Origin of the sequence: Oceanimonas sp. AH20CE76, assembly GCF_039654065.1 — a bacterium.
Lineage (GTDB): Bacteria > Pseudomonadota > Gammaproteobacteria > Enterobacterales > Aeromonadaceae > Oceanimonas > Oceanimonas smirnovii.
Genome location: NZ_CP155481.1, coordinates 555,329 through 581,251, shown reverse-complemented (window position 1 = coordinate 581,251; position 25,923 = coordinate 555,329). Strand labels below are relative to the sequence as shown.

The 25,923-nt window shown below is 57.6% G+C and carries 20 protein-coding genes and 2 tRNA genes; 17 read left to right on the top strand and 5 right to left on the bottom strand.

The window, feature by feature from the left end; translation table 11 throughout:
• The first annotated feature begins 36 nt into the window (after window positions 1–36).
• The 9 genes from fdnG to N2M06_RS02860 all read left to right on the top strand — a co-directional run bounded on the left by fdnG (window position 37) and on the right by N2M06_RS02860 (window position 11,378).
• Window positions 37–3,099: a formate dehydrogenase-N subunit alpha gene (fdnG, locus tag N2M06_RS02900; RefSeq protein WP_346351530.1), complete on the top strand. Its 3,063-nt coding sequence runs from the start codon at window positions 37–39 to the stop codon at window positions 3,097–3,099.
• 9 nt (window positions 3,100–3,108) lie between these two features.
• Entirely contained in the window at window positions 3,109–4,020 is a 912-nt protein-coding gene (gene fdxH, locus N2M06_RS02895; protein ID WP_026344956.1) for a formate dehydrogenase subunit beta, read from the top strand.
• Entirely contained in the window at window positions 4,007–4,636 is a 630-nt protein-coding gene (locus N2M06_RS02890) for a formate dehydrogenase subunit gamma (RefSeq protein WP_346351529.1), read from the top strand. The genes fdxH and N2M06_RS02890 overlap by 14 nt, the downstream gene beginning before the upstream one ends.
• Before the next feature lie 248 nt (window positions 4,637–4,884).
• Window positions 4,885–5,802 (top strand): formate dehydrogenase accessory protein FdhE, encoded by a 918-nt coding sequence (gene fdhE, locus N2M06_RS02885; RefSeq protein WP_346351528.1) that lies wholly within the window; start codon window positions 4,885–4,887, stop codon window positions 5,800–5,802.
• Window positions 5,799–7,226, top strand: a complete 1,428-nt coding sequence (gene selA / locus N2M06_RS02880; protein WP_346351527.1) for an L-seryl-tRNA(Sec) selenium transferase — start codon at window positions 5,799–5,801, stop codon at window positions 7,224–7,226. Before fdhE ends, selA begins: the two co-directional genes overlap by 4 nt.
• Window positions 7,223–9,169 carry a selenocysteine-specific translation elongation factor gene (gene selB, locus N2M06_RS02875; RefSeq protein ID WP_346351526.1) on the top strand — a complete coding sequence of 649 codons (1,947 nt, stop codon included), beginning with the start codon at window positions 7,223–7,225 and terminating at the stop codon, window positions 9,167–9,169. The genes selA and selB overlap by 4 nt, the downstream gene beginning before the upstream one ends.
• Window positions 9,161–9,256, top strand: a tRNA-Sec gene (locus tag N2M06_RS02870). The genes selB and N2M06_RS02870 overlap by 9 nt, the downstream gene beginning before the upstream one ends.
• Window positions 9,257–9,292: 36 nt before the next feature.
• Window positions 9,293–10,090, top strand: a complete 798-nt coding sequence (gene fdhD, locus N2M06_RS02865) for a formate dehydrogenase accessory sulfurtransferase FdhD (RefSeq protein WP_346351525.1) — start codon at window positions 9,293–9,295, stop codon at window positions 10,088–10,090.
• 37 nt (window positions 10,091–10,127) lie between these two features.
• Window positions 10,128–11,378 carry a multifunctional CCA addition/repair protein gene (locus N2M06_RS02860; protein ID WP_346351524.1) on the top strand — a complete coding sequence of 417 codons (1,251 nt, stop codon included), beginning with the start codon at window positions 10,128–10,130 and terminating at the stop codon, window positions 11,376–11,378.
• On the opposite strand, the gene folB is transcribed toward N2M06_RS02860, so the two are convergent.
• Window positions 11,366–11,743: a dihydroneopterin aldolase gene (gene folB, locus N2M06_RS02855; RefSeq protein ID WP_019936084.1), complete on the bottom strand. Its 378-nt coding sequence runs from the start codon at window positions 11,741–11,743 to the stop codon at window positions 11,366–11,368. The two genes, N2M06_RS02860 and folB, sit on opposite strands and share 13 nt — an antisense overlap.
• A 68-nt stretch (window positions 11,744–11,811) precedes the next feature.
• Here folB and plsY point away from each other — a divergent pair, with 68 nt between their 5' ends.
• Window positions 11,812–12,420 (top strand): glycerol-3-phosphate 1-O-acyltransferase PlsY, encoded by a 609-nt coding sequence (plsY, locus tag N2M06_RS02850; protein WP_317074856.1) that lies wholly within the window; start codon window positions 11,812–11,814, stop codon window positions 12,418–12,420.
• Between the two features lie 3 nt (window positions 12,421–12,423).
• Here plsY and tsaD read toward each other — a convergent pair whose 3' ends face one another.
• Entirely contained in the window at window positions 12,424–13,440 is a 1,017-nt protein-coding gene (tsaD, locus tag N2M06_RS02845) for a tRNA (adenosine(37)-N6)-threonylcarbamoyltransferase complex transferase subunit TsaD (RefSeq protein WP_346351523.1), read from the bottom strand.
• Between the two features lie 174 nt (window positions 13,441–13,614).
• Between tsaD and rpsU the strand changes: the two genes are divergently transcribed.
• The 7 genes from rpsU (at window position 13,615) to N2M06_RS02810 (ending at window position 20,563) form a co-directional block, all read left to right on the top strand.
• A complete protein-coding gene (gene rpsU, locus N2M06_RS02840) occupies window positions 13,615–13,830 on the top strand; it encodes a 30S ribosomal protein S21 (protein ID WP_014293599.1) in 216 nt (71 codons plus the stop codon).
• 14 nt (window positions 13,831–13,844) lie between these two features.
• Window positions 13,845–14,288 (top strand): GatB/YqeY domain-containing protein, encoded by a 444-nt coding sequence (locus N2M06_RS02835; RefSeq protein WP_346351522.1) that lies wholly within the window; start codon window positions 13,845–13,847, stop codon window positions 14,286–14,288.
• A gap of 75 nt (window positions 14,289–14,363) precedes the next feature.
• Window positions 14,364–16,142, top strand: coding sequence for a DNA primase (gene dnaG, locus N2M06_RS02830; RefSeq protein WP_346351521.1), 1,779 nt, complete (start codon window positions 14,364–14,366; stop codon window positions 16,140–16,142).
• A gap of 174 nt (window positions 16,143–16,316) precedes the next feature.
• Entirely contained in the window at window positions 16,317–18,221 is a 1,905-nt protein-coding gene (gene rpoD / locus N2M06_RS02825) for an RNA polymerase sigma factor RpoD (RefSeq protein ID WP_346351520.1), read from the top strand.
• A 134-nt stretch (window positions 18,222–18,355) separates the two neighbouring features.
• Window positions 18,356–18,432, top strand: a tRNA-Ile gene (locus N2M06_RS02820).
• Window positions 18,433–19,281: 849 nt separating this feature from the next.
• Window positions 19,282–19,623: a hypothetical protein gene (locus N2M06_RS02815; protein ID WP_346351519.1), complete on the top strand. Its 342-nt coding sequence runs from the start codon at window positions 19,282–19,284 to the stop codon at window positions 19,621–19,623.
• A gap of 112 nt (window positions 19,624–19,735) precedes the next feature.
• Window positions 19,736–20,563 (top strand): hypothetical protein, encoded by an 828-nt coding sequence (locus N2M06_RS02810; RefSeq protein WP_346351518.1) that lies wholly within the window; start codon window positions 19,736–19,738, stop codon window positions 20,561–20,563.
• Between the two features lie 286 nt (window positions 20,564–20,849).
• On the opposite strand, the gene umuC is transcribed toward N2M06_RS02810, so the two are convergent.
• The 3 genes from umuC to N2M06_RS02795 form a co-directional block, all read right to left on the bottom strand.
• Complete coding sequence (gene umuC, locus N2M06_RS02805) at window positions 20,850–22,118, bottom strand: translesion error-prone DNA polymerase V subunit UmuC (protein WP_346351517.1); 1,269 nt, start codon at window positions 22,116–22,118, stop codon at window positions 20,850–20,852.
• Entirely contained in the window at window positions 22,115–22,549 is a 435-nt protein-coding gene (umuD, locus tag N2M06_RS02800) for a translesion error-prone DNA polymerase V autoproteolytic subunit (protein ID WP_346351516.1), read from the bottom strand. Before umuD ends, umuC begins: the two co-directional genes overlap by 4 nt.
• Window positions 22,550–22,741: 192 nt before the next feature.
• Entirely contained in the window at window positions 22,742–25,909 is a 3,168-nt protein-coding gene (locus N2M06_RS02795) for a DEAD/DEAH box helicase family protein (RefSeq protein WP_346351515.1), read from the bottom strand.
• Between the last annotated feature and the right edge of the window lie 14 nt (window positions 25,910–25,923).

Below are 25,923 nucleotides of genomic sequence, written 5' to 3'. Positions count from 1 at the left end.
CTGGCGACTGAGTCTTGCGTTACATAGGAGAGCGTAATGAGTAATCTGAGTCGGCGTGATTTTTTTAAAGTAACCGGGGCCACCCTGGCTACCTCGAGCATGGCATTGCTGGGCATGACCCCGGCTCCCGCCGTGGCCGCCTCGAGACAATATAAATTATCCCGCGCCACTGAAACCCGCAGCACCTGCCCTTATTGTTCGGTGGCCTGCGGCATTCTGGTTTACAGCATGGGAGACGGTGCCAAAAACGCTCGCCCCAGCGTCATGCACATTGAAGGTGACCACGACCACCCGGTAAACCGCGGCACCCTGTGCCCGAAAGGGGCCGGTCTGGTGGACTTTGTGCACAGCCCCAACCGCCTGAAATACCCTGAATACCGGGCTCCGGGCTCCGACACCTGGGAGCGCATTTCCTGGGAGCAGGCCTTTACCCGCATTTCACGGTTAATGAAAGAAGACCGTGATGCCAACCTGATCCAACAGACGTCCGACGGTAAAATCGTTAACCGCTGGGTCACCACCGGCATGCTGGCCGCATCAGCCAGCAGTAACGAAGTGGGTTACATTACCCACAAGGTGGTGCGTCCCATGGGTATGCTGGCGTTCGATAACCAGGCTCGCGTTTGACACGGTCCTACGGTGGCAGGTCTTGCCCCAACATTTGGCCGTGGCGCTATGACGAACCATTGGGTCGACATCAAAAACGCCGACATTATTCTGATCATGGGCGGCAACGCTGCTGAAGCACACCCCTGTGGGTTTAAATGGGTAACAGAAGCCAAGGCACATAACAATGCCAAGCTGATTGTGGTGGATCCGCGCTTTAACCGGTCGGCCTCGGTGGCAGACTTGTACGCGCCCATTCGCACCGGCACCGACATTGTATTCCTGGGCGGGGTTATCAAGTATTTGCTTGATACCAACCAGATCCAGCATGAATACGTGCAAAACTACACTGACATGTCGTTTATCGTGCATGAAGATTTCGACTTTGATGACGGCATCTTCTCCGGCTACGACGAGCAGAAACGCAGCTACAACAAGGAATCCTGGGACTATCAACTGGACGACAACGGCCAGGTGGTCACCGATCCCAGCCTGCAGCACCCCCGCTGTGTATTCCAGCTGCTGAAAAATCATTATCAGCGCTACACCCCGGAGATGGTGGAGCGGGTCTGTGGCACGCCGCAAGCCAAGTTCCTGCAGGTGTGTGAGCTGCTGGCCTCCACTCATACCCCGGACAGAGCCGGTACCATTCTTTACGCTCTGGGCTGGACCCAGCACTCCATCGGTTCTCAGATCATTCGTACCGGTGCCATGATGCAGCTGTTGCTGGGCAACATCGGCATTGCCGGCGGTGGCATGAACGCGTTGCGCGGTCACTCCAATATTCAGGGGTTAACCGATCTGGGCCTGATGAGTAATCTGCTGCCGGGCTACCTGACCCTGCCCAACGAGGCCGAGCAGGACTTTGACGCCTACATTGCCAAACGGGCGCAGAAACCCCTGCGGGAAAACCAGTTCAGCTACTGGCAGAACTATAAAAAGTTCTACACCAGCCTGAGCAAGGCCTGGTGGGGTGACAATGCCCATGCCGGCAATAACTTCGCCTATGACTATCTGCCCAAGCTCGACAAGGTCTACGACATGCTGCAGACCTATGAGCTGATGCATCAGGGCAAGCTGAACGGCTATATCTGCCAGGGCTTTAACCCGCTGGCCGCAGCCCCCAACAAAGCCAAAATGACGGCGGCTTTCTCGCGCCTGAAATTTATGGTGGTGATGGATCCGCTGGTAACCGAAACCTCCGAGTTCTGGCGCAATGCGGGCGAGTCGAACGACGTGAACTCAGCGGACATTCAGACCGAAGTGTTCCGTTTGCCTACCTCCTGCTTTGCCGAAGAAGACGGCACCCTGGTAAACTCAGGCCGCTGGCTGCAGTGGCACTGGAAAGCCGCCGAGCCGCCCGGAGAAGCCAAAACCGACATAGAGATAATGGCGACGCTTTATCAGCATATTCGCCGTCTCTATGAACAGGAAGGCGGTGCTCTGCCCGAGCCCATTACCCAGCTGAGCTGGCCTTATGCCAGACCGGAGCACCCCACCGCGGAAGAGCTGGCCAAGGAGCTGAACGGCCGTGCCCTGCACGATGTGCGGGATGGCAGTGGCCGCATTGTGCGCAAGGCCGGTGAGCAGCTCTCGGGCTTTGGCGAAATGCGCGATGACGGCTCCACTCTGGGTGGTTGCTGGCTTTATGCCGGCTCCTGGACCGAGGCCGGTAACATGATGGCCCGCCGGGACAGCAGTGATCCCACCGGCATTGGTCAGACCCTGAACTGGGCCTGGGCCTGGCCGGCCAACCGCCGGGTCATGTATAACCGCGCCTCCTGCGACACCGAGGGCAACCCCTTTGATCCGTCCCGAGTGCTGATTAACTGGAACGGCGAAAAATGGACCGGGGCCGACGTGCCCGACTACAAGGCCGACGAGCCACCGGAAGCCGGTATGGGCCCCTTCATCATGAACCCGGAAGGCGTAGCCCGCTTTTTTGCCCGGGATCGCATGGCGGAAGGTCCCTTCCCGACCCACTACGAGCCCTTTGAGAGCCCGTTGGGTTACAACCCGCTGTTCAAGGATAACGACAAGGCCACCAGCAATCCGGCGGCACGGCTGTTTGACGGCGACCGGGCCACTCTGGGCACGGCGGATGAGTTCCCCTATGTGGGCACCACCTACCGCCTGACCGAGCATTTCCACTACTGGAGCAAGCACGTATTGCTCAACAGCATTGTGCAGCCGCAGCAGTTTGTAGAAATTGGTGCTGAACTGGCCGATGAACTGCGCATTCGCGAAGGGGATACCGTCAAGGTGTCGTCCAACCGGGGCTACATCAAGGCCAAGGCGGTGGTGACCAAGCGGATTCGCGGGCTCGACATTGACGGCAAACGGGTGCATCACATCGGCATTCCCATTCACTGGGGCTTTGTGGGTGTGACTCAGCCGGGCTTTCTGGCCAACACCCTGACGCCCTCGGTGGGGGATGGCAACTCGCAGACCCCCGAGTTCAAGTCGTTCCTGGTTAACGTGGAAAAGGTGTAAGGAGATCTCATGGCTACACATGCAATGGATATCAAGCGTCGCTCGGCGACCACCACTCCTTCACCCGAGGTCCGGCAGTCTTCCGTGCAGGGAGGTGGCGTGGCCAAGCTGATCGACACCTCCCAGTGCATTGGCTGCAAGGCCTGCCAGGTGGCCTGCATGGAGTGGAACGATCTGCGGGACGATGTGGGTAATAACGTGGGGGTGTATGACAACCCCGCCGACATGACCGAAAACAGCTGGACCGTGATGCGCTTTGCCGAGCACGAGAAGGACGACGGCGATCTGGAGTGGCTGATCCGCAAAGACGGCTGCATGCACTGTGAAGATCCGGGCTGCCTGAAGGCATGCCCGTCTCCCGGTGCCATAGTGCAGCACGCCAACGGCATTGTGGATTTCAACCAGGAGCACTGCATTGGCTGTGGCTACTGCGTGACCGGTTGCCCCTTTGACGTGCCGCGCATTTCCAAGACCGACAAAAAGGCCTACAAGTGCAACCTGTGCGTAGACCGTGTGTCTGTGGGTCAGGAGCCCGCCTGCGTGAAAACCTGCCCTACCGGTGCCATTGTGTTTGGCTCCAAGGACGACATGAAGCACCACGCCGCCGGGCGTATTGCCGATTTGAAGTCACGGGGGTATGACAACGCCGGCCTGTATGATCCGGAGGGTGTGGGCGGCACTCATGTGATGTATGTGCTGCACCATGCCGACCGGCCCGGGCTGTACAGCGGTTTGCCCGAAGCACCTAAAATCAGTGGCATTGTCTCGGCCTGGAAAGGCCCGGCCAAGCCCATTGGGGTGGCAGCCATGGTGCTGACGGCGCTGGTGGGGGCGGCACACTACATACGCAACCGCCCGTCGGAAGTGAGCAAGGCCGATGAACAGGCAGCCGAGGAGGAAAGCAACAATGAACTCCGGTAAAGAGATTGTTCGTTACACGGCCAATCAGCGGCTCAATCACTGGCTGATTGCCCTGAGCTTTGTGCTGCTGGCCATTTCCGGACTGGCGCTGTTTCATCCGTCGCTGTTCTGGCTCAGCAACCTGCTGGGCGGCGGCACCTGGACCCGCATTCTCCATCCCTTTATCGGGTTGGTGATGTTTGTCAGTTTTGCCATCTTTGCCCTGCAGGTATGGCGGCACAATCGCATTACCGCCGAAGACAAGGAATGGCTGAAAGCCGTGCCCAAGGTCATCTCCCATCAGGAAGAAGGCGTACCCGAGGCCGACCGCTACAACGGCGGCCAGAAGGTACTGTTCTGGGCTCTGATAGTGCTGATGGCCGGGCTGCTGCTGTCGGGCATTGTGATGTGGCGGTCTTACTTCGACTTTCCGGTGGGGTTGATCCGGCTCTCATCCCTGCTGCATGCCCTGTTTGCATTTGGCCTCATTTGCGCCATTATCGTGCATATCTATGCGGGCATCTGGGTGAAAGGGTCGATACGGGCCATGACCCGCGGCACAGTGTCACCGGGCTGGGCCTGGAAGCACCACCGCAAGTGGTTCCGCCGCAAGGTGCGTAATGTATCTGAGGAATAAGCAGGCTGGCTAATTGTTATTAGCAGCGATATAGGCGCTGCCAAAGCGAAGTAGTAGCGGGGATTGCCGGAGCCGACCGTCATATGCCATGGATGGCATATGCCGAGCGTCCCACGGATGGGCTTGAAGCGTGTCGGCGGAGTGCAACCCCGCTGCTGCTTCGGCATATTGCACTTTGCCTGCTGCCGCCAAATGTTTGTGAGCATTTGGCGGCCTTTTTATAAGATGCACAAATTCAAGGAGTGGCCATGCAGCGAATTCTTACCCGTGGCGAAATAGAAACCCTGGATCGCACCAGCATAGTGCGGCTGATCCATGCCGATGCCAACACCTTTGGCCTCAGGGCTGAGCGGCTGACACAGCTGGCCAAAGACAACCCCATTCAAGACTATCTGGAGTTGATCGCCACACTGGCAGCAGCCCAGCAAACCGTGGCCGGACAAGGCTGGACACTGCCGGTGCCCGATGACGTACAGCTGGCTCAGGCACAGGCCCACGGCATGCCGTTGTTTAATGCCACCAATGATCGTGACCCGGTATGGCGCGATATGCTCAGCGCCCTGATTGCCGAGCTGCAGCAGCACGCCCTGCCCGGGCCGGTGCAGCAGATTCTGGCGGAGCTTGCCAACGCAGACGCGCCAGCGCTGGAGCAGGCCGCCGATGCCCTGCTGAACCAGCAGGACGAACACATTAACGCCGCTCAGGCCCCCTTTATCATGGCGGCGCTGCAGCTGTACTGGACCCTGAGAGTACAGACGGTAGCGCTTAAGCAGGTGCCCGCCGTCACGCCCTTTGGCGTCTGCCCCTGCTGTGGCAGCCAGCCGGTATCCAGCTCGGTGCAGGTGGGCGGCCCCAAGGAGCAGATCCGCTACGCCACCTGCAGCCTGTGCGCCAGCCAGTGGCATATAGTGCGGGTGGTGTGCACCCACTGTGAAGACACCAAAACCGTGGCTTATCACTCCCTGAACGAAGACAAGGCCATCAAGGCGGAGTCCTGCGACAAGTGCCGGCACTACCGCAAAATTTTCTATCTCGACAAAGACCCGAATGCCGATGCCTTTGCAGATGATCTGGCCAGCCTGCCGCTGGATATTCTGATGGGCGAAGCCCGCTTTTACCGGGCCAACAACAATCCTTATTTGTGGCAACCGGCAGGAGAACCATGACCGTTTCCGTTTCTTCCCAACTGAATGCCGCCCGCCCGGCGGATCTGCCCGCCATCGACAAGCTGCTGCAGCACGGCAAGACGGCCGCGCTTATGGCCGAATACGGCCAGACGCTGGTCACCGCTCAGCTGCGCCAGCTGATGGACGAGCTGCGCCAGAAGGCGCTGGCCGGGCAACTGACTCACGCCGAGCTGGCGCACGAGCCACTGCTGACCGGGCTTGCCGCCCGCTTAAGCGAGGTGACAGCCTCAAAGCTTAAAACCGTGATCAACCTGACCGGCACGGTGCTGCACACCAACCTGGGCCGGGCCCTGCTGCCCGACAGCGCAGTGCAGGCGGTGGTGAAGGTGCTCACTCAGGCCACCAATCTGGAATTTGATCTGGATACCGGCCGGCGGGGCGACAGAGACAGCCTGGTAGAAGACCTTATCTGTGAGCTGACCGGTGCCGAAGCCGCCACCGTAGTGAACAACAATGCCGCTGCCGTGCTGCTGATGCTGAACGCCCTCGCCGCTCAGCGTGAGGTCATCGTCTCCCGGGGCGAGCTGGTGGAAATTGGCGGCTCTTTTCGCATTCCCGACATCATGACCAGCGCCGGCAGCACCCTGGTGGAAGTGGGCACCACCAACCGCACTCATTACGCCGACTATGAGCGCGCCCTTGGCGAGCGCACCGCCATGATCATGAAGGTGCACTGCAGCAACTATGCGGTGGTGGGCTTTACCAAAACCACCAACATTGACGAGCTGGCCAGGCTGGGCCAGGAGCGCCGAGTGCCGGTGACGGTGGACCTGGGCAGCGGCACCCTGGTGGATCTGACTCAGTGGGGCCTGCCCCATGAGCCCACAGTAAGAGAAACCCTGGCCACAGGGGTGGACCTGGTCACCTTCAGTGGCGACAAGCTGCTCGGTGGCCCTCAGGCCGGTTTTATTGTGGGCCGCAAGTCACTGATAGACATTATTAAAAAGCATCCGCTCAAGCGCGCCTTGCGCACCGGCAAGCTCACCATGGCGGCCCTTGAAGCGGTGCTGTCACTCTATCTCAGCCCCGAGCGGCTGCCCGAACGGCTGACCACGCTGCACCTGCTGACCCGCGCCCGGAGCGACATTCAGGCTCAGGCCGGGCAACTGCAGCCGGTGCTGCAACAGGCGTTGGGCCGCAATTTTACGGTCACCGCCGAGCCCATGCTCAGCCAGATTGGCAGCGGTGCCATGCCGGTGGAGTCTTTGCCAAGCTATGGCCTGGTGATTCGCGGCACCGACAAGGCCGGCAAGCACATTATGCAGCTGGAGCGCCGGCTGCGCTGTCAGACCGAGCCGGTGATTGGCCGCATTCATAAAAACGCCCTTTATCTCGACTGCCGCTGCCTGAGCACCGGGCAGGCACAGCGGCTGCACACCCTGTGGAGTAACACCCAGTTATGATTATTGGCACAGCGGGCCATATTGATCACGGTAAAACCACGCTGGTAAAGGCCCTCACCGGCATCAATACCGACACCCTGAAAGACGAGCAAAAACGGGGCATTACCATCAGCCTGGGCTATGCCTATCAGCCGCTGAACGAGCAGCTGACCCTGGGTTTTGTGGATGTGCCGGGCCACGAAGGGCTTATTCATACCATGGTGGCCGGTGCCACCGGCATCGATTTTGCCATGCTGGTGGTGGCCGCCGATGACGGCGTGATGCCCCAGACTCTGGAGCACATTGCCATTTTGTCCTTGCTGGGGCTGTCTTGCGGCTGCGTGGTGATCACCCGCCGTGCCCTGGCACAACCCGAGCAGCTGGCCCGCACTCGGCAGCAGCTGCAACAGGCGCTGGCGGGCACCTTTCTGGCTGAGGCTCCGCAGTTTGTAACCGACAGCCTGTCCGGTGACGGCATAGCCCCGCTGCGTGAATTTTTACAGCAGCAGGCGGAACAACAGCAGGCGGTGTCTGATGCTGGTCCGTTCCGGCTGGCCATTGACCGCGCCTTTACCCTCAGCGGCCAGGGTACTGTGGTCACCGGCACGGTACACGACGGCCACTTCAGCCTGCACAGCAAGCACCAGCACCTGCGGCTGATGCCCTCCAACATACCGGTGCGGGTGCGCAGCCTGCATGCGCAAAATCAGGCCGGCACACAAGCCCGGGCCGGCCAGCGCTGCGCCTTTAACCTGGCCAATATTGCCAAGGATGCCATTGCCCGGGGCGACTGGCTGGCAGAAGCAGGCTGTTTTGAGCCCGGCCCGCGGCTGGATGTAGAGCTGCAGCTGCTGAACACCAGCGCTCCTCTCGGCACCTGGACGCCGCTGCATGTGCATATTGGTGCCGCTCATGTGATGGCCCATCTGGTGCCGCTGCAGGCAACCACAGTGCAGGCTGGCAAACCGGCGCTGGCCCAGCTGGTATTTGAGCAGCCTTTGTGTGCCCTGCCCGGGGATCGCTTTATTATTCGCAACGCTCAGGCCAAGCAAACCCTGGGCGGTGGCCGGGTGCTGGATGCCAATGGCCCGGATCGCAAGCGCCGCACACCGGCGCGGCTGACCTGGCTGAAGGCAGTGGCGGACTATCTTGATCAGAAAGACGTGCTCAGCCTGCTGCAACAGGCCCCTTACGGTATCACCCGCACCGCACTGCACCGGCTGGCCGGACAAGCGCCGGAGCAGATAATGCTGCCCAAACAGGCGCTGTGGCTTACACCCACCGGCAAAAATGAGCCGGTACTGATGCATGAAGCTCACTGGCAGCCTCTGCTGAGCCGCATTGAACGCGCCTTGCAGCAGGCCCATGAACGTTACCCCGACGAGCCCGGCATAGAAGCCGCCCGGCTGCGCCGCATGACGGATCCGACCATTCCCCAGCCTGTATGGCAATGTGCCCTGCACGCCCTGCAGCAACAACAGCGGCTGGCCCTGACCGGTGCCTGGTATCACCTGCCCGGCCACAGTGTGAGTCTGAGCGAGCCCGAGCAGGCGCTGGCCGGGCGTATTCTGGCCCTGAGTTATGACGGCCGCTACGATCCGCCCTGGGTGCGGGATCTGGCCGCCACCCTTGAGACCAGTGAAGACGATATTCGCCGGCTCGGTCGCAAGCTGGTGCGCCAGGGGCTTTTATATCAGGTGCAGCCCGACCTGCTTTACCACCATCAGCATGTGGAGCAACTGGCCACCCTGCTGCGCCAGCACGCTCCGGCCGAGGGCATCAAAGCCGCTGAACTCAGGGATCGGTTAGGACTCGGACGCAAGCGTACGCTGCAAATTCTGGAGTTTTTTCAACGCATAGGTTACAGCCGGCGACTAAAAGACCGGCATGTGATCCGCGCTGACAATATGATGTTTACAAGCCCCCCGAATGTTGGCAATGTTAACGACACTTTCGGAAAGTAATCGTATCCGGTGGTACGGCCGGGCTTCAAACCCGGTTGGGGGTGTCAGACATTCCCGGGTAGGTTCGACTCCTGCTACTTTCCGCCATCTTTCAGCTTGTGCAAGCATGGCCGGGGCAATCTAATGGACGACGCGCGCTTTGAACCTCTGCCGCCCAGCCATGGGGTTCGTACTCTGGCCGGCACCGAGCACACCCTGGCCAACGAAGTCCCCCTGGCCATTACCATCAATGGCGTAAACCACGCCGTTATGATGGTCAGCCCAGTGCAGCTGGATGCCTTTATTACCGGCTTTCTGCTGAGCGAAGGCATTATTGGCCATCACAGGGATATTCACGATCTCGAGTTCACCCAGAAAAATAACGCCCTGATTGCCGATGTGACCCTGGCCAACCGCTGCCATCAGCCCTGGCTGCAGCAAAAACGTAGCCTGGCCGGGCGCAGCGGCTGCGGCATTTGTGGCCTGGAGTCGTTGCAGGCAGCGTTGCCCGAGCTGCCCGAACTGCCTGAAACCCCTCTGCCCGATACTCACATGCTCGCCGGCCTGCGGGATCAACTGCGGCCATGGCAACCCCTCAACCGGGACTGCGGTGCCCTCCATGCTGCCTTTTTTGTGGACCACGCCGGGCAAATTTGCCATGCCAGTGAAGACGTGGGACGGCACAATGCCCTTGATAAACTGCTGGGCTGGCAGCACCAGCAGAGCGAGCGCCCGGAAGGCATGGTGCTGCTGACCAGCCGCTGCAGCATAGAGCTGGTGCAGAAAATGGTGCGCAGCCACAACCCCACCCTGCTGACCTTAAGCGCACCCACCCGGCTGGCGGTAGAACAGGCTCGGCACTACCGGCTCAACTTGATACACTTGCCCTACCAACAATCACCCAGAGTCTATGCCGCGTCTGCTCATTCTCAGCTGAAGTGAATGCGCCGGGCTGGCCCGTCTTGAGTGAGGACATTGCTTGAATATTTATCTGGTTGGCGGCGCAGTGCGCGATGCACTGCTGCAGCTGCCCGTGTACGACCGTGATTACGTAGTAGTAGGTGCCACCCCCGAGCAACTGCTGCAACAGGGCTACCAGCAGGTAGGCAAGGATTTCCCGGTGTTTCTGCACCCCGGCAACAAGCACGAATATGCCCTGGCCCGCACCGAACGCAAGGCCGGCACCGGCTACACCGGTTTTATCTGTGACTTTGGCCCGGAGGTCACTCTGGAAGAAGACCTGCGCCGGCGTGATCTCACCATCAACGCCATTGCCCGAAGCGACACCAATGAGCTGATTGACCCTTATGGTGGTGTGGCCGACATTCAGGCCCGGGTGCTGCGCCATGTGTCTGATGCCTTTGGGGAAGATCCGCTGCGAGTGCTGCGGGTAGCCCGTTTTGCCGCCCGCTTTCATCATCTGGGCTTTACTCTTGCCGAAGAAACCCAAACCCTGATGACGGCCATGGCCGCCGGCGGCGAGCTGGCCACCCTCACCCCCGAGCGAGTATGGAAAGAAACCGAAAAAGCGCTGGCCAGTGACAATCCTCAGGTGTTTTTTGAGGTGCTGCGCGAATGCGGCGCGCTGGCGGTGCTGTTTCCGGAAGTGGACGCCCTGTTTGGCGTGCCCGGCCCCAAAACCTGGCACCCGGAAATTGATACCGGCCTGCATACCATGATGGTGATCAAGCGGGCCACCGAGCTGGGAGCCGGCCTGCCCTGCCGCTTTGCAGCATTGTGCCACGATTTGGGCAAGGCGCTGACCCCGGCAGAAAAATGGCCCAGCCATCATCACCATGGCGAGCTGGGCATAGCGCCTATTCAGGCACTGAGCGCCCGGCTGAAAGTGCCCACCGAGCACAGAGAGCTGGCCGTATTAATGAGTCGCTGGCACATTTGCATGCACCGGCTGGCGTTGCCTTCGCCACAGCAGGCGCACACAGTGCTGGAGCTGCTGGATCATACCGATGCCTGGCGCAGACCCGAGCGCTTTGCCGAGCTGCTGCTGTGTGCCCAGGCCGATCTGCAGGGCAGAGCCGGCTTTCAGAGCCGGCCTTACCCGCAACGGGCATGGCTGTGGCAGTGGCTGCAGGAATTAAAGCAAATTACCGCTAAGCCCTTTGTGGCCCAAGGACTGAAAGGCCCCGCCATTGGCGAGGCCATTCGTGCAGCAAGGCTACTCCGGCTGGAGCAATTGCTGGCCGAAAAACAACAGGCTCAGTCAGACTGAGCCTTGAGGCTGCGCTGAGTAAAGCGTTCAATCTCTACGCCCACACCCGCAGCATTGGCCACAGCGGCGGGTTTGGTCAGCCGCACCTTGACCGACAACACCGGAAATTCCGCCAGGATCAGGCTGGCCACCTGCTCGGCCATGGTTTCCACCAGCTCTACCTGGTGCTGCTCGGCATAGGCCGTCACTTTGCTGGAAAGAGCCGCGTAATCCAGCGCCTTGCTGATATCATCGCCGGCGGCCGCAGGACGGTTGTCGTACCCCATTTCCAGATCAAAGCGGATTTTCTGGCGAATCCCTTTCTCCCACTCATAAACGCCAATGGTGGTGAGAACTTCAAGGCCCTGCACAAACACTTTATCCATCGTCTTCGTCTTCTGTTAAGCTGTCACTGACGCCATCATAACGGATTGGATCCGGGGTATAAACCGCGATGACCGCCCTTACGCTGTTCATGATAATACTGGCCTATCTGGGCGGATCCGTGTCCAGCGCCGTGCTGATCTCCAGGCTTTACCGGCTGCCGGATCCACGCAACCACGGCTCCGGTAACCCGGGTGCCACCAATGTGCTGCGCACCGGCAACCGCAGCGCGGCTGTGTGGGTATTATTGCTTGATATTCTCAAGGGTACCCTGCCGGTATATCTGGGCTGGTTTCTTGGCATCAGCCCGCTATATCTGGCCTTTATTGCCATGGCCGCCTGTCTGGGGCACATGTTTCCGCTGTTTTTTCACTTTCGCGGCGGCAAGGGCGTGGCCACGGCGCTGGGTGCGCTGCTGCCGCTGGGCATGGACATGGCAGGCCTGCTGCTGATCACCTGGCTGCTCAGCCTGGGGCTGTTTGGCTACTCGTCGCTGGCGTCACTGATCACCGCCCTGTTTGCTCCTTTGTTTGCCTATTTCATCAAACCGGAATACACACTGGCGGTGGCGCTGTTGTCGTGCCTGATAGTGGTGCGCCACCACGGCAATATAAGCCGGCTTTATCATCATGAAGAAAAGCCGATTATCGACCGCAGCCGGCGCAACCGGGAAGAATAAGCCTTACTCTACTGCCGGCAGTTCATCCAGCGGCCAGCGCGGCCGGGCTTTTACCCGCAGCGGCTCGGTCTGACCGGCTTTAAGACGCTGCAAACCGGCAAAGGCGATCATGGCACCGTTGTCGGTGCAGTATTCATTGCGCGGATAAAACACCTCGCCGTTCAGCTCGCTCATCATGGCTTGCAGCTGCTGGCGCAACGACACATTAGCGCTGACCCCGCCGGCCACCACCAGCCGGTTAAGTCCGGTCTGCTTTAACGCCCGCTTGCACTTGATGGCCAGAGTATCGACCACCGCCTGCTGAAAGGCATGGGCAATGTCGGCCTGAGTTTGCACATCATTACCTTCGGCGGCAATGGTGGTGGCAGTGGCGGTTTTAAGGCCGGAAAAGCTAAAATCCAGGCCGGGTCTGTCGGTCATGGGCCGGGGAAATTTAAAGCGCCCGGAGGTGCCCTGCTCGGCCAGTTTCGCCAGCCGCGGGCCGCCCGGGTAGTCGAGCCCCATCAGCTTGGCGGTTTTGTCAAAGGCCTCGCCGGCGGCATCGTCAATGGATTCACCCAGAATCTCATAACGACCAATGCCGTCTACCCGCACCAGCAGGGTATGGCCGCCGGACACCAGCAGCGCAACAAAAGGAAACGCCGGCATGCGCTCTTCCAGCATGGGGGCCAGCAGGTGCCCTTCCATATGGTGCACCGCCACCGCCGGCTTGCCCCAGGCAAACGCCAGGCTGCGGCCTATGGTGGCCCCCACCAGCAGCGCCCCCATCAGGCCCGGGCCGGCAGTGTAGGCCACGCCGTCGATGTCGTCTTTGCTGCAACCGGCCTCTTTCAGGGCCGCCTCAATCAGCGGAATGGTTTTGCGCACATGATCCCGGCTGGCCAGCTCAGGCACCACACCGCCATAATCGGCGTGCAGTTTCACCTGACTGTAAAGCTGATGAGAGAGAATGCCGAGCTTGTCATCAAAGATGGCAATGCCGGTTTCGTCGCAGGAAGTTTCGATGCCTAGTACACGCATGGGAAAATGAATAACACTGTCGAAAAATAGACAGTCATGTTACCCTGATCGGGCTTTTTTAACCAGCAAAGGGTTACCGGTCTTTACAGCCGGACCCGGTTAATAGTAGAATTTCGCACCATTTTATTGTCAGACTGGCTGGTAAACAGACCAGTTAACCGAGGTGAAAGGCACATGCCAGTAATTAAAGTACGTGAAAACGAGCCCTTCGACGTAGCTCTGCGTCGTTTCAAACGTTCCTGCGAAAAGGCCGGTATCCTGTCTGAAGTACGTCGCCGCGAGCACTACGAGAAGCCGACTACCGAGCGTAAGCGCGCCAAGGCTGCCGCTGTTAAGCGTCATGCCAAGAAACTGGCTCGCGAAAACGCACGCCGCACTCGTCTGTACTAAGCGTTGTTGATCTCATGTCTTTGAAAGACCAGCTGTCAGAGCAGCAGAAAAACGCCATGCGCGCCAAAGACAAGGCTCGCCTTGGCACCCTGCGTATGCTGATGGCCGAGATCAAGCAGAAAGAGATCGACAGCCGCGAAACCCTGGACGATGACGGCATCATTGTTGTGATTACCAAAATGGTAAAACAGCGCAAAGATGCCGCTAACCAGTTCGAGCAGGCCGGCCGCCAGGAGCTGGCTGACGGCGAACGCCAGGAAATTGCGGTGCTGCAGGAATTCCTGCCGCAACCCCTGACAGAAGACGAGCTGGATGCTTTGCTCACCCAGGCCATCGCCGACACCGGTGCTACTGGCATGCAAGATATGGGCAAGGTAATGGCGGTACTCAAGCCACAAATCCAGGGCCGTGCAGACATGGGCAGGGTCAGCGCCACCATCAAGGCCAAACTGGCCTGATAACTGCCGCTGAGCTGCCAACGGGCCGTGCTTCGCAAGAATGCACGGCTTTGTTTTTTGCTTTTACGGTGAATCATGGCTGGCAGAATTCCCCAACAATTTATTGACGATCTCCTCGCCCGCACCGACATCGTCGACTTGATCGACCAGCGGGTACGACTCAAAAAAGCCGGCAAGAACTACCAGGCCTGCTGCCCCTTTCATAACGAAAAAAGCCCGTCCTTTACGGTCAGTCCCGACAAACAGTTCTATCACTGCTTTGGCTGTGGTGCTCATGGCACTGCCCTTGGCTTTTTAATGGAATATGACGGACTGGAATTTCTTGATGCCATCGACGAAATGGCGTCTATGCATGGCCTGACCGTGCCCCGTGAAAATGCCGGCGGCAGCTCGCCCCAGCAACAGGCCGCAGCCCGGGCCGAGCGGCAGGATCTTTATAGCCTGCTGAACGACATTAACCGTTTCTATCAGCAGCAGCTGCGCAGCGCACCGGCAGCCATTGACTACCTCAAGAGCCGGGGCCTGAGCGGTGAAGTGGTCAAGCATTTCGGCATTGGCTATGTGCCCGATCAGTGGGACAGCGTAAAACGCCGCTACGCCAAAAACCGCGACACCGAACGCCAGCTGATTGACGGTGGCATGCTGCTGCAAAACGACAATGGCCGCATCTACGACCGCTTTCGTGACCGCATCATGTTCCCCATTCGGGACAGACGCGGCCGCACCATCGGCTTTGGCGGCCGGGTGCTGGGCGACGGCACCCCCAAATATCTGAACTCGCCGGAAACCCCAGTGTTCCACAAGGGCCGCGAGCTCTACGGCCTGTATGAAGTGCGCCAGACTCACCGCAACCCCGAGCGGGTACTGGTGGTAGAAGGCTATATGGACGTGGTGGCCCTGGCCCAGTTCGGCATCGATTATGCGGTGGCCAGCCTGGGCACCTCCACCACTTCCGATCAGCTGCAGCTGCTCTATCGCACCACCCGGGAAGTGATCTGCTGCTACGATGGCGACCGCGCCGGCCGCGAAGCCGCCTGGCGGGCACTGGAAAACGCCCTGCCGTTAATGCAGGACGGCCGCAGCCTGCGCTTTGTGTTTTTGCCCGACGGTGAAGACCCCGACAGCCTGGTGCGCACTCAGGGTAAGCCGGCCTTTGAGCAACTGCTTGATAGCGCGCAGGACTTTGGTGACTTTCTGTTTGAGCGGCTGGCCCAGGACAGCATGGACGGCGACGCCGGCCAGCACGAGCTGGCCCACAAGGCTGCCGAGGCCATTATGCGGGTGCCCGAGGGCTTTACCCGGGAAGGATTAATAACGCAGCTGTCGCGTCAGCTTAACTGGGGCGAGAACGAACGCCGGATTAAAGAACTGTTTCAGCGGCTTAAACCCACAGAAAAACAGGAAAAGCCCGCGCCCAACCGGCCGCAAAAACTAAAACTCACGCCGCTTCGACGGGCCATTGCCCTTGTGCTACAATATCCGGCTGTCGCAGCCCGGCTGCCGGAAATGCCGGCGCTGGAAGACCTGTCACTTCCGGGTATGGAGTTGCTGCTGGCCTTGCTGAACATGGTTCGCAAGCAGCCCGGCATGAATACCGCCCAGTTGCTGGAGCACTGGCGGGGGCACGCATCAGAAGCGGCCCTGTCGAAACTGGCCATGGCAGAAAACGCCTTTGCCGGCGACAACATAGAGCAGGAACTGCAAGATATTTTTGTGGTATTAATCAACGAATATCTGGCCAAGCGCATTGAACTGCTGCAGCAAAAAAGCAGCACGCGCGAAGGGCTGACACCATCGGAAAAACAAGAATTAGTGCTGCTGCTGACAGAAAGCAAGGGCGGCACGGTCTTATAAATTGAAAAACGGGCAAACTGCCCCAAGATTGTAATAAAGGCCCGGTGTACGGGTAAGTGAAATAACCAATGCAGGCTGCAGCACGCTTGGCCCAAGGGCGAGGTGTTGGCAAGCTCGGACCAGTTAGCCAGATTGGTCAAATTTTGTTATAATCGGCTACTTGCGCGCCAGAAAATGCCTGAGCGCCCCGGTATCCACACCCTCTCTCTTGCAACATCTAACCGGACGAGTTCTATGGAGCAAACCCCGCAGTCACAGCTTAAGCTTCTCGTAGCCAAAGGTAAAGAACAGGGCTACCTGACTTATGCCGAGGTAAATGATCATCTGCCTCAGGATATTGTCGATTCTGATCAGATTGAAGACATTATCCAGATGATCAACGACATGGGCATTCAGGTGGTAGAAAACGCCCCTGATGCCGATGATCTGATGATGACGGAAACCACTGCCGACGAAGACGCCGCCGAGGCCGCTGCTCAGGCACTGGCATCCGTTGAATCCGAAATTGGCCGCACCACAGACCCGGTGCGCATGTATATGCGCGAAATGGGTACCGTGGAGCTGCTGACCCGCGAAGGCGAAATCGACATCGCCAAGCGCATTGAAGACGGCATCAATCAGGTGCAGAGTTCGGTCTCTGAATATCCAGAGACCATTACCTCGCTGCTGGATCAGTTCGACCGCTTTGAAGCCGGCGACATCAAGCTGAGCGATATTATTTCCGGCTTTCTCGACCTTGATGAAGCCGAAGACGCCGCGCCCACTGCCACCCATATTGGCTCGGAACTGAGCGAAAAAGACCTCGACGACGAAGACGAAGAAGATAAAGAAGACGACGACGACGAGGAAGAAGAAGAAGCCGACACAGGCCCGGATCCTGAGCTGGCCCGTGAGAAATTCGGCCAGCTGCGTGAGCAGTATGAGCTGGTGCGCAGCACCATTGCCGCCAAGGGCCGCACCTCCAAAGAGGCTGCTCAGCAAATTGCTGATCTGGCCGATCTGTTCCGTCAGTTCCGCCTGGTACCCAAGCAGTTTGATCGTCTGGTTACCGCCATGCGCGACACCATGGAGCGGGTGCGGGTGCAGGAACGCATTATCATGAAGCTCTGCGTTGAGCAGTGCAAAATGCCCAAAAAGACCTTTGTGCAGGCCTTTGCCCATCACGAAAGTGAGCAGGCCTGGTTTGAGGCTCAGCTGGCCGCCGGCAAAACCTGGTCTTCGCGTCTGGAAGTGGTAGCCGAAGACGTACTGCGTGCCATCAGCAAGCTCAAGGTAGTGGAAGATGAAACCGGTCTGACCATTTCTCAGATTAAAGACATTAACCGCCGCATGAGCATTGGTGAGGCCAAGGCCCGCCGAGCCAAAAAAGAAATGGTGGAAGCCAACCTGCGTCTGGTTATTTCTATTGCCAAGAAATACACCAACCGCGGTCTGCAGTTCCTGGACTTGATCCAGGAAGGCAACATAGGTCTGATGAAAGCGGTAGACAAGTTTGAATATCGCCGTGGCTACAAGTTCTCGACCTACGCAACCTGGTGGATCCGTCAGGCCATTACCCGCTCCATTGCGGATCAGGCCCGCACCATTCGTATTCCGGTGCACATGATTGAGACCATCAACAAGCTCAACCGTATTTCCCGCCAGATGCTGCAGGAGATGGGCCGTGAGCCCACGCCGGAAGAGCTGGCACACCGCATGGCCATGCCGGAAGACAAAATCCGCAAGGTGCTCAAAATTGCCAAGGAGCCGATCTCGATGGAAACCCCCATCGGTGACGACGAAGATTCACATCTGGGCGATTTTATCGAGGACACCACCCTCTCCCTGCCGGCGGACTCCGCCACCAGCGAGAGCCTGCGTAACGCCACCCACGACGTGCTGGCCGGCCTGACCGCGCGGGAAGCCAAGGTACTGCGCATGCGCTTTGGTATCGACATGAACACCGACCACACCCTTGAGGAAGTGGGCAAGCAGTTCGACGTTACCCGTGAGCGTATTCGCCAGATTGAAGCCAAGGCCCTGCGCAAACTGCGCCACCCCAGCCGCTCCGAAGTGCTGCGCAGCTTCCTCGACGAGTAAGCACAACCGCACACAGTTCAAAGGGCACCTCGGTGCCCTTTTTATTGGCCGGGTCAACCGCTTAAAAATCAAGCGTATAAGCCGCCCAGCGCTGGACAGCCCCGCCCTCATTCCCCTATAATCAGCGCACTTTTGGCCCCTTAGCTCAGTTGGTTAGAGCACACGACTCATAATCGTTAGGTCCCCAGTTCAAGTCTGGGAGGGGCCACCATATAAACACTGAAAAAAGCCAGTAGCATCAATGCACTGGCTTTTTTTGTGCCGCCTGTGTGCCGCTTTGCAAGAGCATGGTCCTTCCCCGGGATACCCATGGGATACTTTCAGTCTGGCTGGCCGGCCAAGGACAGTTGCGGAAAACGTCGCTTGCCAGACTTCAGCCGGGCTTCAATAACAGCCGTAGGCTCTCCGGTTTCAATCGCCGTAGAGCTGGCCACAGAACGGAGGATTTTCTCCGGTGTAAGCTGATTGCGGGCTGCTGTTTTGCTTCGGCGTATCATGATAAACCTCCTGACTTGTCTTCACATTATAACAGCAGCGTTAAAGCCTTCAGCGACACAAGAGGCCCCTGGCTACCAGCCAACCTCAAACTTACATAGCGCAACCATACACTCACCGAAAAGTTCCATTTGAATTCTTCCCCGACATGGGCACAATAAGACTCTTATCACAGCCAAAGCAAAGTGGCTTGGTCGCCTGCAAGATCAGGGCGGTAGCGTGGCCGCAGTCAAGTTGCTGATGGTTGGTACGATATATTGGCATGTTTGTCGGCACAGTACGCGCTATCAACAATCCATGCGCGTGTACAGCAACCCAGGATAAAAAATATTCATGATATGAATAGGTTATAACCGACCAATGTTGAATAGTGAGCAAGAGGCTGTAAATACTGAGCATGCGCGTTTTTGCTCATCACGATAATTAGCTGATAAATAAAAATCAGTTTATTATCAATAACTTACCAGTAAAACACAAGCTTGATCATTGCATAAATATGAGCACACTCACTATTACAATGTTAGCCAAGAAAACTTTAACAATTAGGTAGCGAGGTAGATTGGGAATGGCAATACGTCGATTGTATGGAACAGCCACAGTAGATGCCGGTGTATTCTGGGATGACTGTGTAAACGAGAATGGGTGGCGCATTCAAAGCAACAGTACGTTCAAAACAACCGGAATGCTCAAGCCTTATAGGCTTTTAGACCCGAAGGGAAATTTGTGGGCATCATCCGATACCTTATCGGAAATGGCTGATGCTCTGCCGGAGCTTGCGACTACTTTTTCGGAGAAAGAGCCTCTTTTTGACAGTGATGAAGCAAAAAGTTTTGTTAAGGCAGTTTTCAGCGCAGCAGGGACTGCACTAACGACGGCAGCTGTAAGTTACATTAATAGTAAAAAGTAGCAAAGAGCGAACTTTGGCTAACAAGTGGCTGTTGGCGGACGCACCTGCGCTGGAGCTCCGGCGCGCCGCAAAACCAAAGCGTTACATAAGTCATAGGTAGTCATAAGTAATCATGGGAAACTATAGCAAAAGTATCTCTAAGAGATTTGCACACACAAAGATTAATGAAGGTTATTGTCTTATATGCGGTTCTTTCGGTCGGCTGTCGCCAGATCACGTTCCGCCTAAGGGGGCAATTACAATAACTAAGGTGCAGCAACGCCATATCACTGAACTAATGGGAATCGGAGCTTCCCAAGTAAAAGGGGTTGAGTCACCAAATGGAAGTAAGTTTAAGACTATATGCCATAAGTGCAACAATGAACATCTTGGTGGTAATGATGATGAGATCGCCAGAGTATGTAAGTCTCTTACATTAAAGGTTAAAGGCTATTTTAAGAGCTCAATCCACCAGTACAACATTATATCTACAGATGTTGACTCTATGAAATTTTCAAGAGCTATGATAGGTCATATCCTAGCTGCTACATCTGTAGAAGAATGCAAGACCCCTCAAAAACACTCACCATATTTACAGCCACTAAAAGATTTCGTTCTTGGTGATAACTCGGCACTTGATGACTCTCATGACATTTATTACTGGTTCTATCCATTTAATAAGCACTTAAGTGCTAAATGCGTTGGGTTTTATAATGAAGGCCACATTGCGACGGTCAGTCTTCTCAGTTTTTTTCCAATTGCCTTTATGGTAACTAAGAAAAATGAAGGAACATTTCCTGCACACTCAAGAAAACTATCGCTTGGGGATGAACAATTACATCTTGACTTGTCGCCTAGAGGTTATGCGTTCTCGGAGTTTCCATTTCATGGTCTTAAAGGAAATCAAATGATGGCATTCACCGACTTTCAAACAATTGTGAGTTACCCGATCGGTCAATGAATATGCGCGTAATTGCAGGCAATGCCTAACAAGAGGCTGCAATCTCAAGGGTAAACCTGATAAGTAGGAATTTGTTGGGTAGTGGTTAGAGGATCATCCGTTATCGAGTCTCATGCTTTTAGATGAAAGCGGCCTCCCAATAAAAGCGTACAGAAAGGGGACTGCTATCTCCCTCGCACCTAACGCCATGGTTATCAATCTGACTGCAATAAATGGGCGGGGTATCAGCGTAAGGATCAGGAATGCGGGATCACACGCGCACAGCTGTAACTACATATGCGCTGCTTTAATAAGCCAAAGGCAGCTCTTTCACTCGGGTGGTGTAGGCAGGTGACAGCTGTGCCCGCTTCATTTGCCATTCTTTACTGAGTCCTTCCCCCGCCAGAAATACTCTTCCCCGGCCGCTGTGGTTAATGGCATCCATTACCTGCATCAGTGCCTGGCTTTGTGGCCGCTCACTGATGCAGTCGAACAGCCCGGGCTGATAGGTGCCTGAAGGCCAGAAGTCCAGCAGCATTACTCCCGCTTTCTGGTAGCGGTAGCCAGGCCGCCAGATCTGCTCCAGCCCTTTTACCACCGCCGCCACAATATCCCGAGTGTCTGCCGTGGGCAGTGGCAGAGTAACAGCAGCATGGTTACTGTATTTGGGCTCATGGCTGGCAAAGGGGCTGGTGCGAATAAACACCTGCACCAGACGGCAATATTGCTGCTCCTGCCGTAGTTTTTCGGCAGCACGGGCGGCGTATTGGCACACTGCCTGCCTCATAACTGAGTAGTCGGTAACGTACTCTCCAAAGGAGCGGGAGTTGATGATCTGTTTCTTGGGGGCCGGCCCTTGCTCCCAGGGAATGCAGGCAACACCGTTCAGCTCCATAATGGTGCGCTCCAGCACCACCGAAAAGCGCTTGCGAGCAAGCGTTGGCGGCATGCGGGCCAGATCCAGTGCCGTGCCAATGCCCAGCGCCTCCAGCTGCTGAGTAAGCCGGCGGCCAATGCCCCACACCTCAGCCACCGGCGTAATGGCCATCAGCTTGTGCTGCCTGATGGTGGTGCCAAGATCCACCACACCACCGGTGGCAGGCCATTTCTTGGCGGCATGGTTGGCCAGCTTGGCCAGGGTTTTGGTGGGGGCCATGCCCACCCCCACAGTGATGCCAACCCACCTGGCAATGGTGGCCCTGAGCTGCTGGCCAAATTCCTCCAGCGCCACGGTATTGGCCACTCCGCTCAGCTCAAGAAAGGCTTCATCAATGCTGTATACCTCCACCGCCGGTGCCAGCATTTCCAGCACTTGCATCACTCGGCTGGAGATATCCCCATAAAGCGCATAGTTGCTGGAAAAAGCAATGCCGCCGGCCTGCTCATAGGCCTGCTTTACCTTGAAATAGGGCTCCCCCATCTTCACGCCCATGGCCCTGGCTTCTGCCGAGCGGGCCACCACACAGCCATCGTTATTGGACAGCACCACTATGGGCCGGCCCTGCAGATCGGGCCGGAACAGCCGCTCGCAGCTGGCGTAAAAGTTATTGCAGTCGACCAGGGCGTAGGTTTTCACTTTTTCGGAATGTGATGAATAACGTTGGTTACTACCCCGAACAAATCCAGGGTTTCGGCGTCGTGCAGCACAATGGGCGCATAGTGGCGATTGGCCGGCACCAGTCTTACCCTGGGGTGCAGCTCCAGATATTTACAGGTCATGTCGCCATTCACAGCGGCAATAACCACATCACCATGGGCCGCCTCCAGGCTTCGATCCACAACCAGAATATCTCCGGAATGAATGCCCGCCTCCAGCATGCTGTCTCCGGCAGCCCGCACCAGATAGGTGGCCGCAGGGTGCCTGATGCACAGATCGTTGAGATCAATGGTCTGCTCCACATAGTCCTGCGCCGGACTGGGAAAGCCACAAGGCGTGCGCTCCAGCAGCAGCGGCAACGGATAACAACTGAGCCGCCGGTGCCGGCCCATGATACTGGCAATATCCATAAACAACCTCAGCGAACACTGTATATAAAAACAGTATATGTTGAGTCGTACTGGCTAACAAGTGATCCACCCGAGGCACATACAAGCAGGCTGATGCCTCCACCGCTATGCGATTTACCTTCTCAGCACAGCGCATAAAAAAGCCAGTTGCATCAATCAATGCACTGGCTTTTTTATGTTATCTGAAGTGCGCTATCTCGCTCCCTGCTGCAGGCCCTTGAGCAGCATGCCCAGCACCAGCTGGTTGAAGCCTTTGGCCACGTCCGGGTCGGAGAGATATTGCATCGACAGATTTTGGTACGAGCCCATGCTGTCGATCATGGCCTGCTCCATGGCTTTGGGAAAATCGCCAAGCATGATCTGCTCGCTGGAGTTATTACGCACCTGAGCCATGACGGTTTCGTTCTCGCTGATCTTGGCCATGGCCCCCTGCAGCAGAGTGAGCTTGTCGCCGTCTGTGGTTTCCAGGCCGAACAGATCGTTGAGCTGCTCCAGAATGTGGGAGAGGTAATCCTTTTTCTCTTCCTTGGGCGTGGCGCTGCCCACTGCCGACACCCCTTTCAGGCCATAGCCGGCGGCGTCTTCCCTGAGCTTGAGATCCTGAGTGCGCCGGGCCTTGAGGTTGTAGTGGCTGAGCACCACGGAAGACAGGTCGATTTCGTCTTCTTCCAGCTGCTCCTGGCGCAGCAGCGGCAACAGGTGGCGAGCATACACGCACAACTGCTCCAGCTCGGCCTCGTTGAACGGGGTAATTTGAGACACAAACTCGTAGAAGCGCACATAGCTGTTGAGATCCTTCTTGAAAATATCCAGCTCGGAGCGGGCTTCTTCGGCCTCTTTCACCCGCCGCTCGGCATTGGTCTTGTCGGTGGCGCTGCCTCCTTCACGCTCAATCAGTTTGAGCATGCGCCGGCACTCCCGCAGGCTCTCGGTGGCCAGGGTATAACGCCGTTTAAAACGCTCCAGCGCCGGTCTGGCATAGCTCAGCATGGCCTCCTGGCCCCGTTTGGGGTCGAAGTAGGCATCGGCAAAGGCCACCACCTCGTTCCAGTTGAAAATGCCCGCCGCCCGCAGCTTGTGCTGCAGGTCATACACCAGGTTGGGGTCAGACACCGTATCCAGGGTGGCGGTCTCAAAGTATTTCTGAAACTCCTCCAGCACATCCTGGGGATCATTGACGAAGTCGAGCACAAAGGTGCTTTCCTTGCCGGGATAGGTGCGGTTAAGCCGGGACAGGGTCTGAATGCAGTCCACACCGGTGAGCTTTTTGTCCACATACATGGCGCACAGTTTGGGCTGGTCGAAGCCGGTCTGAAACTTGTTGGCCACCAGCATCACCTGATAATCGGGGGTGTCAAAGGCCTTGCGCATGTCCCGGCCATGAAGCTCGGGGTTCATGCTGCGTTCGGTATAGTCCACGCCCTCGTCGCTTACCTCACCGGAAAAGGCCACCATGGCGCGAATGGCGTCGTAGCCTTTTTCCGCCACGTATTTATCGAACGCCAGCTTGTAGCGCACCGCCTCCAGCCGGCTGGAAGTGACCACCATGGCCTTGGCCTGATGCCCCAGCAGGTGCGCCACGTTCTCGCGAAAGTGCTCAATGATGATCTGCACCTTCTGGCCAATGTTGTGGGGGTGCAGCCGCACCCAGCGGGACAGCCGAATGCGGGCCTTTTTGGCGTCTACCTCGCGGTCGTCCTCTTCCGCCTGCATCGCCAGTTTGTAGGCCAGGCTGTAGTTGGTGTAGTTCTTCAGTACATCAAGAATAAAGCCCTCTTCAATGGCCTGACGCATGCTGTACACATGAAAGGGCAGCGGCTTGTTGTCCGGGCCAAGGGGCATGTTGGCCTTGGGCGGGCGGCCAAACAGCTCCAGGGTTTTGCCCTTGGGAGTGGCGGTAAAGGCGAAGTAGCTGATATTGCTGCTGCCGCCCCGGGCCGACAGGGTCAGGTTCATCACGTCTTCCGCCGACAGCTCGTCATCGCCGTCGAGCTGCTCGGCCATCAGCACTTCCCGCAGTTGGCGGGCGGTGCTGCCGGTCTGGCTGGAGTGGGCCTCATCGGCAATCACCGCGAAGGTAGAAGCCTTGAGCGAGGTGGACTCCTGAATGGCCTTGAGCACATGAGGGAAGGTCTGAATGGTAACGATGATAATGGGCGTGCCGCTGGCCAGTGCCTCGGCAAGCTGGGCCGATTTACTGCCCTCGCCCTCTTCCCGGTTGATGCGGCTGACCACCCCATCGGCATGCTCAAACTGGGCAATGGTCTCCTGCAACTGGCTGTCGAGCACGGTGCGATCGGTGATCACTATCACCGACTGAAACAGCTTGTGGCCGCCTTCCTGGTACAGCGACGCCAGTTGATGGGCCAGCCAGGCGATGGAGTTGGACTTGCCGGAGCCGGCGGAGTGCTGAATAAGGTATTTCTGGCCCGGCCCTTCTTCGGTCACCGCCCCCAGCAGTTGCTGCACCGCACTCCACTGGTGATAACGGGGAAAGATCAGGGTTTCTTTTTTATTTACCCGGCCAAGGGCGTCTTCCTCGGTTTTCACCTCCAGATGCAGGTAACGGCCGAGAATGCGCAGAAAGTTGTCGGGCTGCAGTATTTCCTGCCACAGATACTCGGTGGCATAGCCGCCCTGGCTGTTTACCATCGGCGGCTGATCGTTGCCGGCCCCGCCTTCGCTTGTGCCCTTGTTAAAGGGCAGAAAGAAGGTACCTTTGCCGGCAAGCTTGGTGGTCATGGCCACTTCAAACTGATTGACCGCAAAATGCACCAGGGCCCCCCGGCGAAAGGTGAGCAACGGCTCGGCCTTGCCCAGGGTTTTGGGCTGTCTGTCGAACCGGTACTGGTTTTTGGCGTTTTCCAGCGACTGCTTGAAACAGGACTTGAGCTCCAGGGTCGCCACCGGAATGCCGTTAAGGAACAAGGTGAGATCGAGCCGGCCCTCGTAACCATGAGGGCTGTATACCAGCTCAGGTACCACCCGCAGCCGGTTGGCCCGGTAGCGCGCCAGCAGCTCGGGGTTAAGGTCGTGATCGGGCCTGAAGCTCGCCACCTTGAGCCGGTGGCCCCTGTCTTCAATCTGGTTGCGCAGCAGCCACAGCGCCCCTTTGCCCGTGTGGCCCAGCTGCCGCACAGCGGCATTGAGCAAATGCTGCTCCGGCTGCTCGCCATAGAGCCTGCAGTATTTTTGCCAGGCATCGGGCTGGGTTTGCTGCACAAAGGCCAGCAGGTCTTCCGGGTAGAGCGCCCGCTCTCTGTCGTACTTTGCCGACTCTCCCACCAGCCAGCCCTGAGCCGCCAGAGCATGAATAATATGATCCTGAAAAACCTGTTCCCGTGCTTTGTTGTCCTGCATGACTCAGGCTCCTT

Coding starts and splice junctions, on each gene's coding strand:
- selB (WP_346351526.1), top strand. CDS start 7,223: ATGATTATTGGCACAGCGGGCCATATTGATCACGGTAAAACCACGCTG.
- dnaG (WP_346351521.1), top strand. CDS start 14,364: ATGGCTGGCAGAATTCCCCAACAATTTATTGACGATCTCCTCGCCCGC.
- fdxH (WP_026344956.1), top strand. CDS start 3,109: ATGGCTACACATGCAATGGATATCAAGCGTCGCTCGGCGACCACCACT.
- plsY (WP_317074856.1), top strand. CDS start 11,812: ATGACCGCCCTTACGCTGTTCATGATAATACTGGCCTATCTGGGCGGA.
- fdhD (WP_346351525.1), top strand. CDS start 9,293: ATGGACGACGCGCGCTTTGAACCTCTGCCGCCCAGCCATGGGGTTCGT.
- selA (WP_346351527.1), top strand. CDS start 5,799: ATGACCGTTTCCGTTTCTTCCCAACTGAATGCCGCCCGCCCGGCGGAT.
- rpoD (WP_346351520.1), top strand. CDS start 16,317: ATGCCTGAGCGCCCCGGTATCCACACCCTCTCTCTTGCAACATCTAAC.
- N2M06_RS02890 (WP_346351529.1), top strand. CDS start 4,007: ATGAACTCCGGTAAAGAGATTGTTCGTTACACGGCCAATCAGCGGCTC.
- N2M06_RS02835 (WP_346351522.1), top strand. CDS start 13,845: ATGTCTTTGAAAGACCAGCTGTCAGAGCAGCAGAAAAACGCCATGCGC.
- N2M06_RS02815 (WP_346351519.1), top strand. CDS start 19,282: ATGGCAATACGTCGATTGTATGGAACAGCCACAGTAGATGCCGGTGTA.
- fdhE (WP_346351528.1), top strand. CDS start 4,885: ATGCAGCGAATTCTTACCCGTGGCGAAATAGAAACCCTGGATCGCACC.
- umuD (WP_346351516.1), bottom strand. CDS start 22,549: ATGGATATTGCCAGTATCATGGGCCGGCACCGGCGGCTCAGTTGTTAT.
- N2M06_RS02795 (WP_346351515.1), bottom strand. CDS start 25,909: ATGCAGGACAACAAAGCACGGGAACAGGTTTTTCAGGATCATATTATT.
- N2M06_RS02810 (WP_346351518.1), top strand. CDS start 19,736: ATGGGAAACTATAGCAAAAGTATCTCTAAGAGATTTGCACACACAAAG.
- rpsU (WP_014293599.1), top strand. CDS start 13,615: ATGCCAGTAATTAAAGTACGTGAAAACGAGCCCTTCGACGTAGCTCTG.
- folB (WP_019936084.1), bottom strand. CDS start 11,743: ATGGATAAAGTGTTTGTGCAGGGCCTTGAAGTTCTCACCACCATTGGC.
- tsaD (WP_346351523.1), bottom strand. CDS start 13,440: ATGCGTGTACTAGGCATCGAAACTTCCTGCGACGAAACCGGCATTGCC.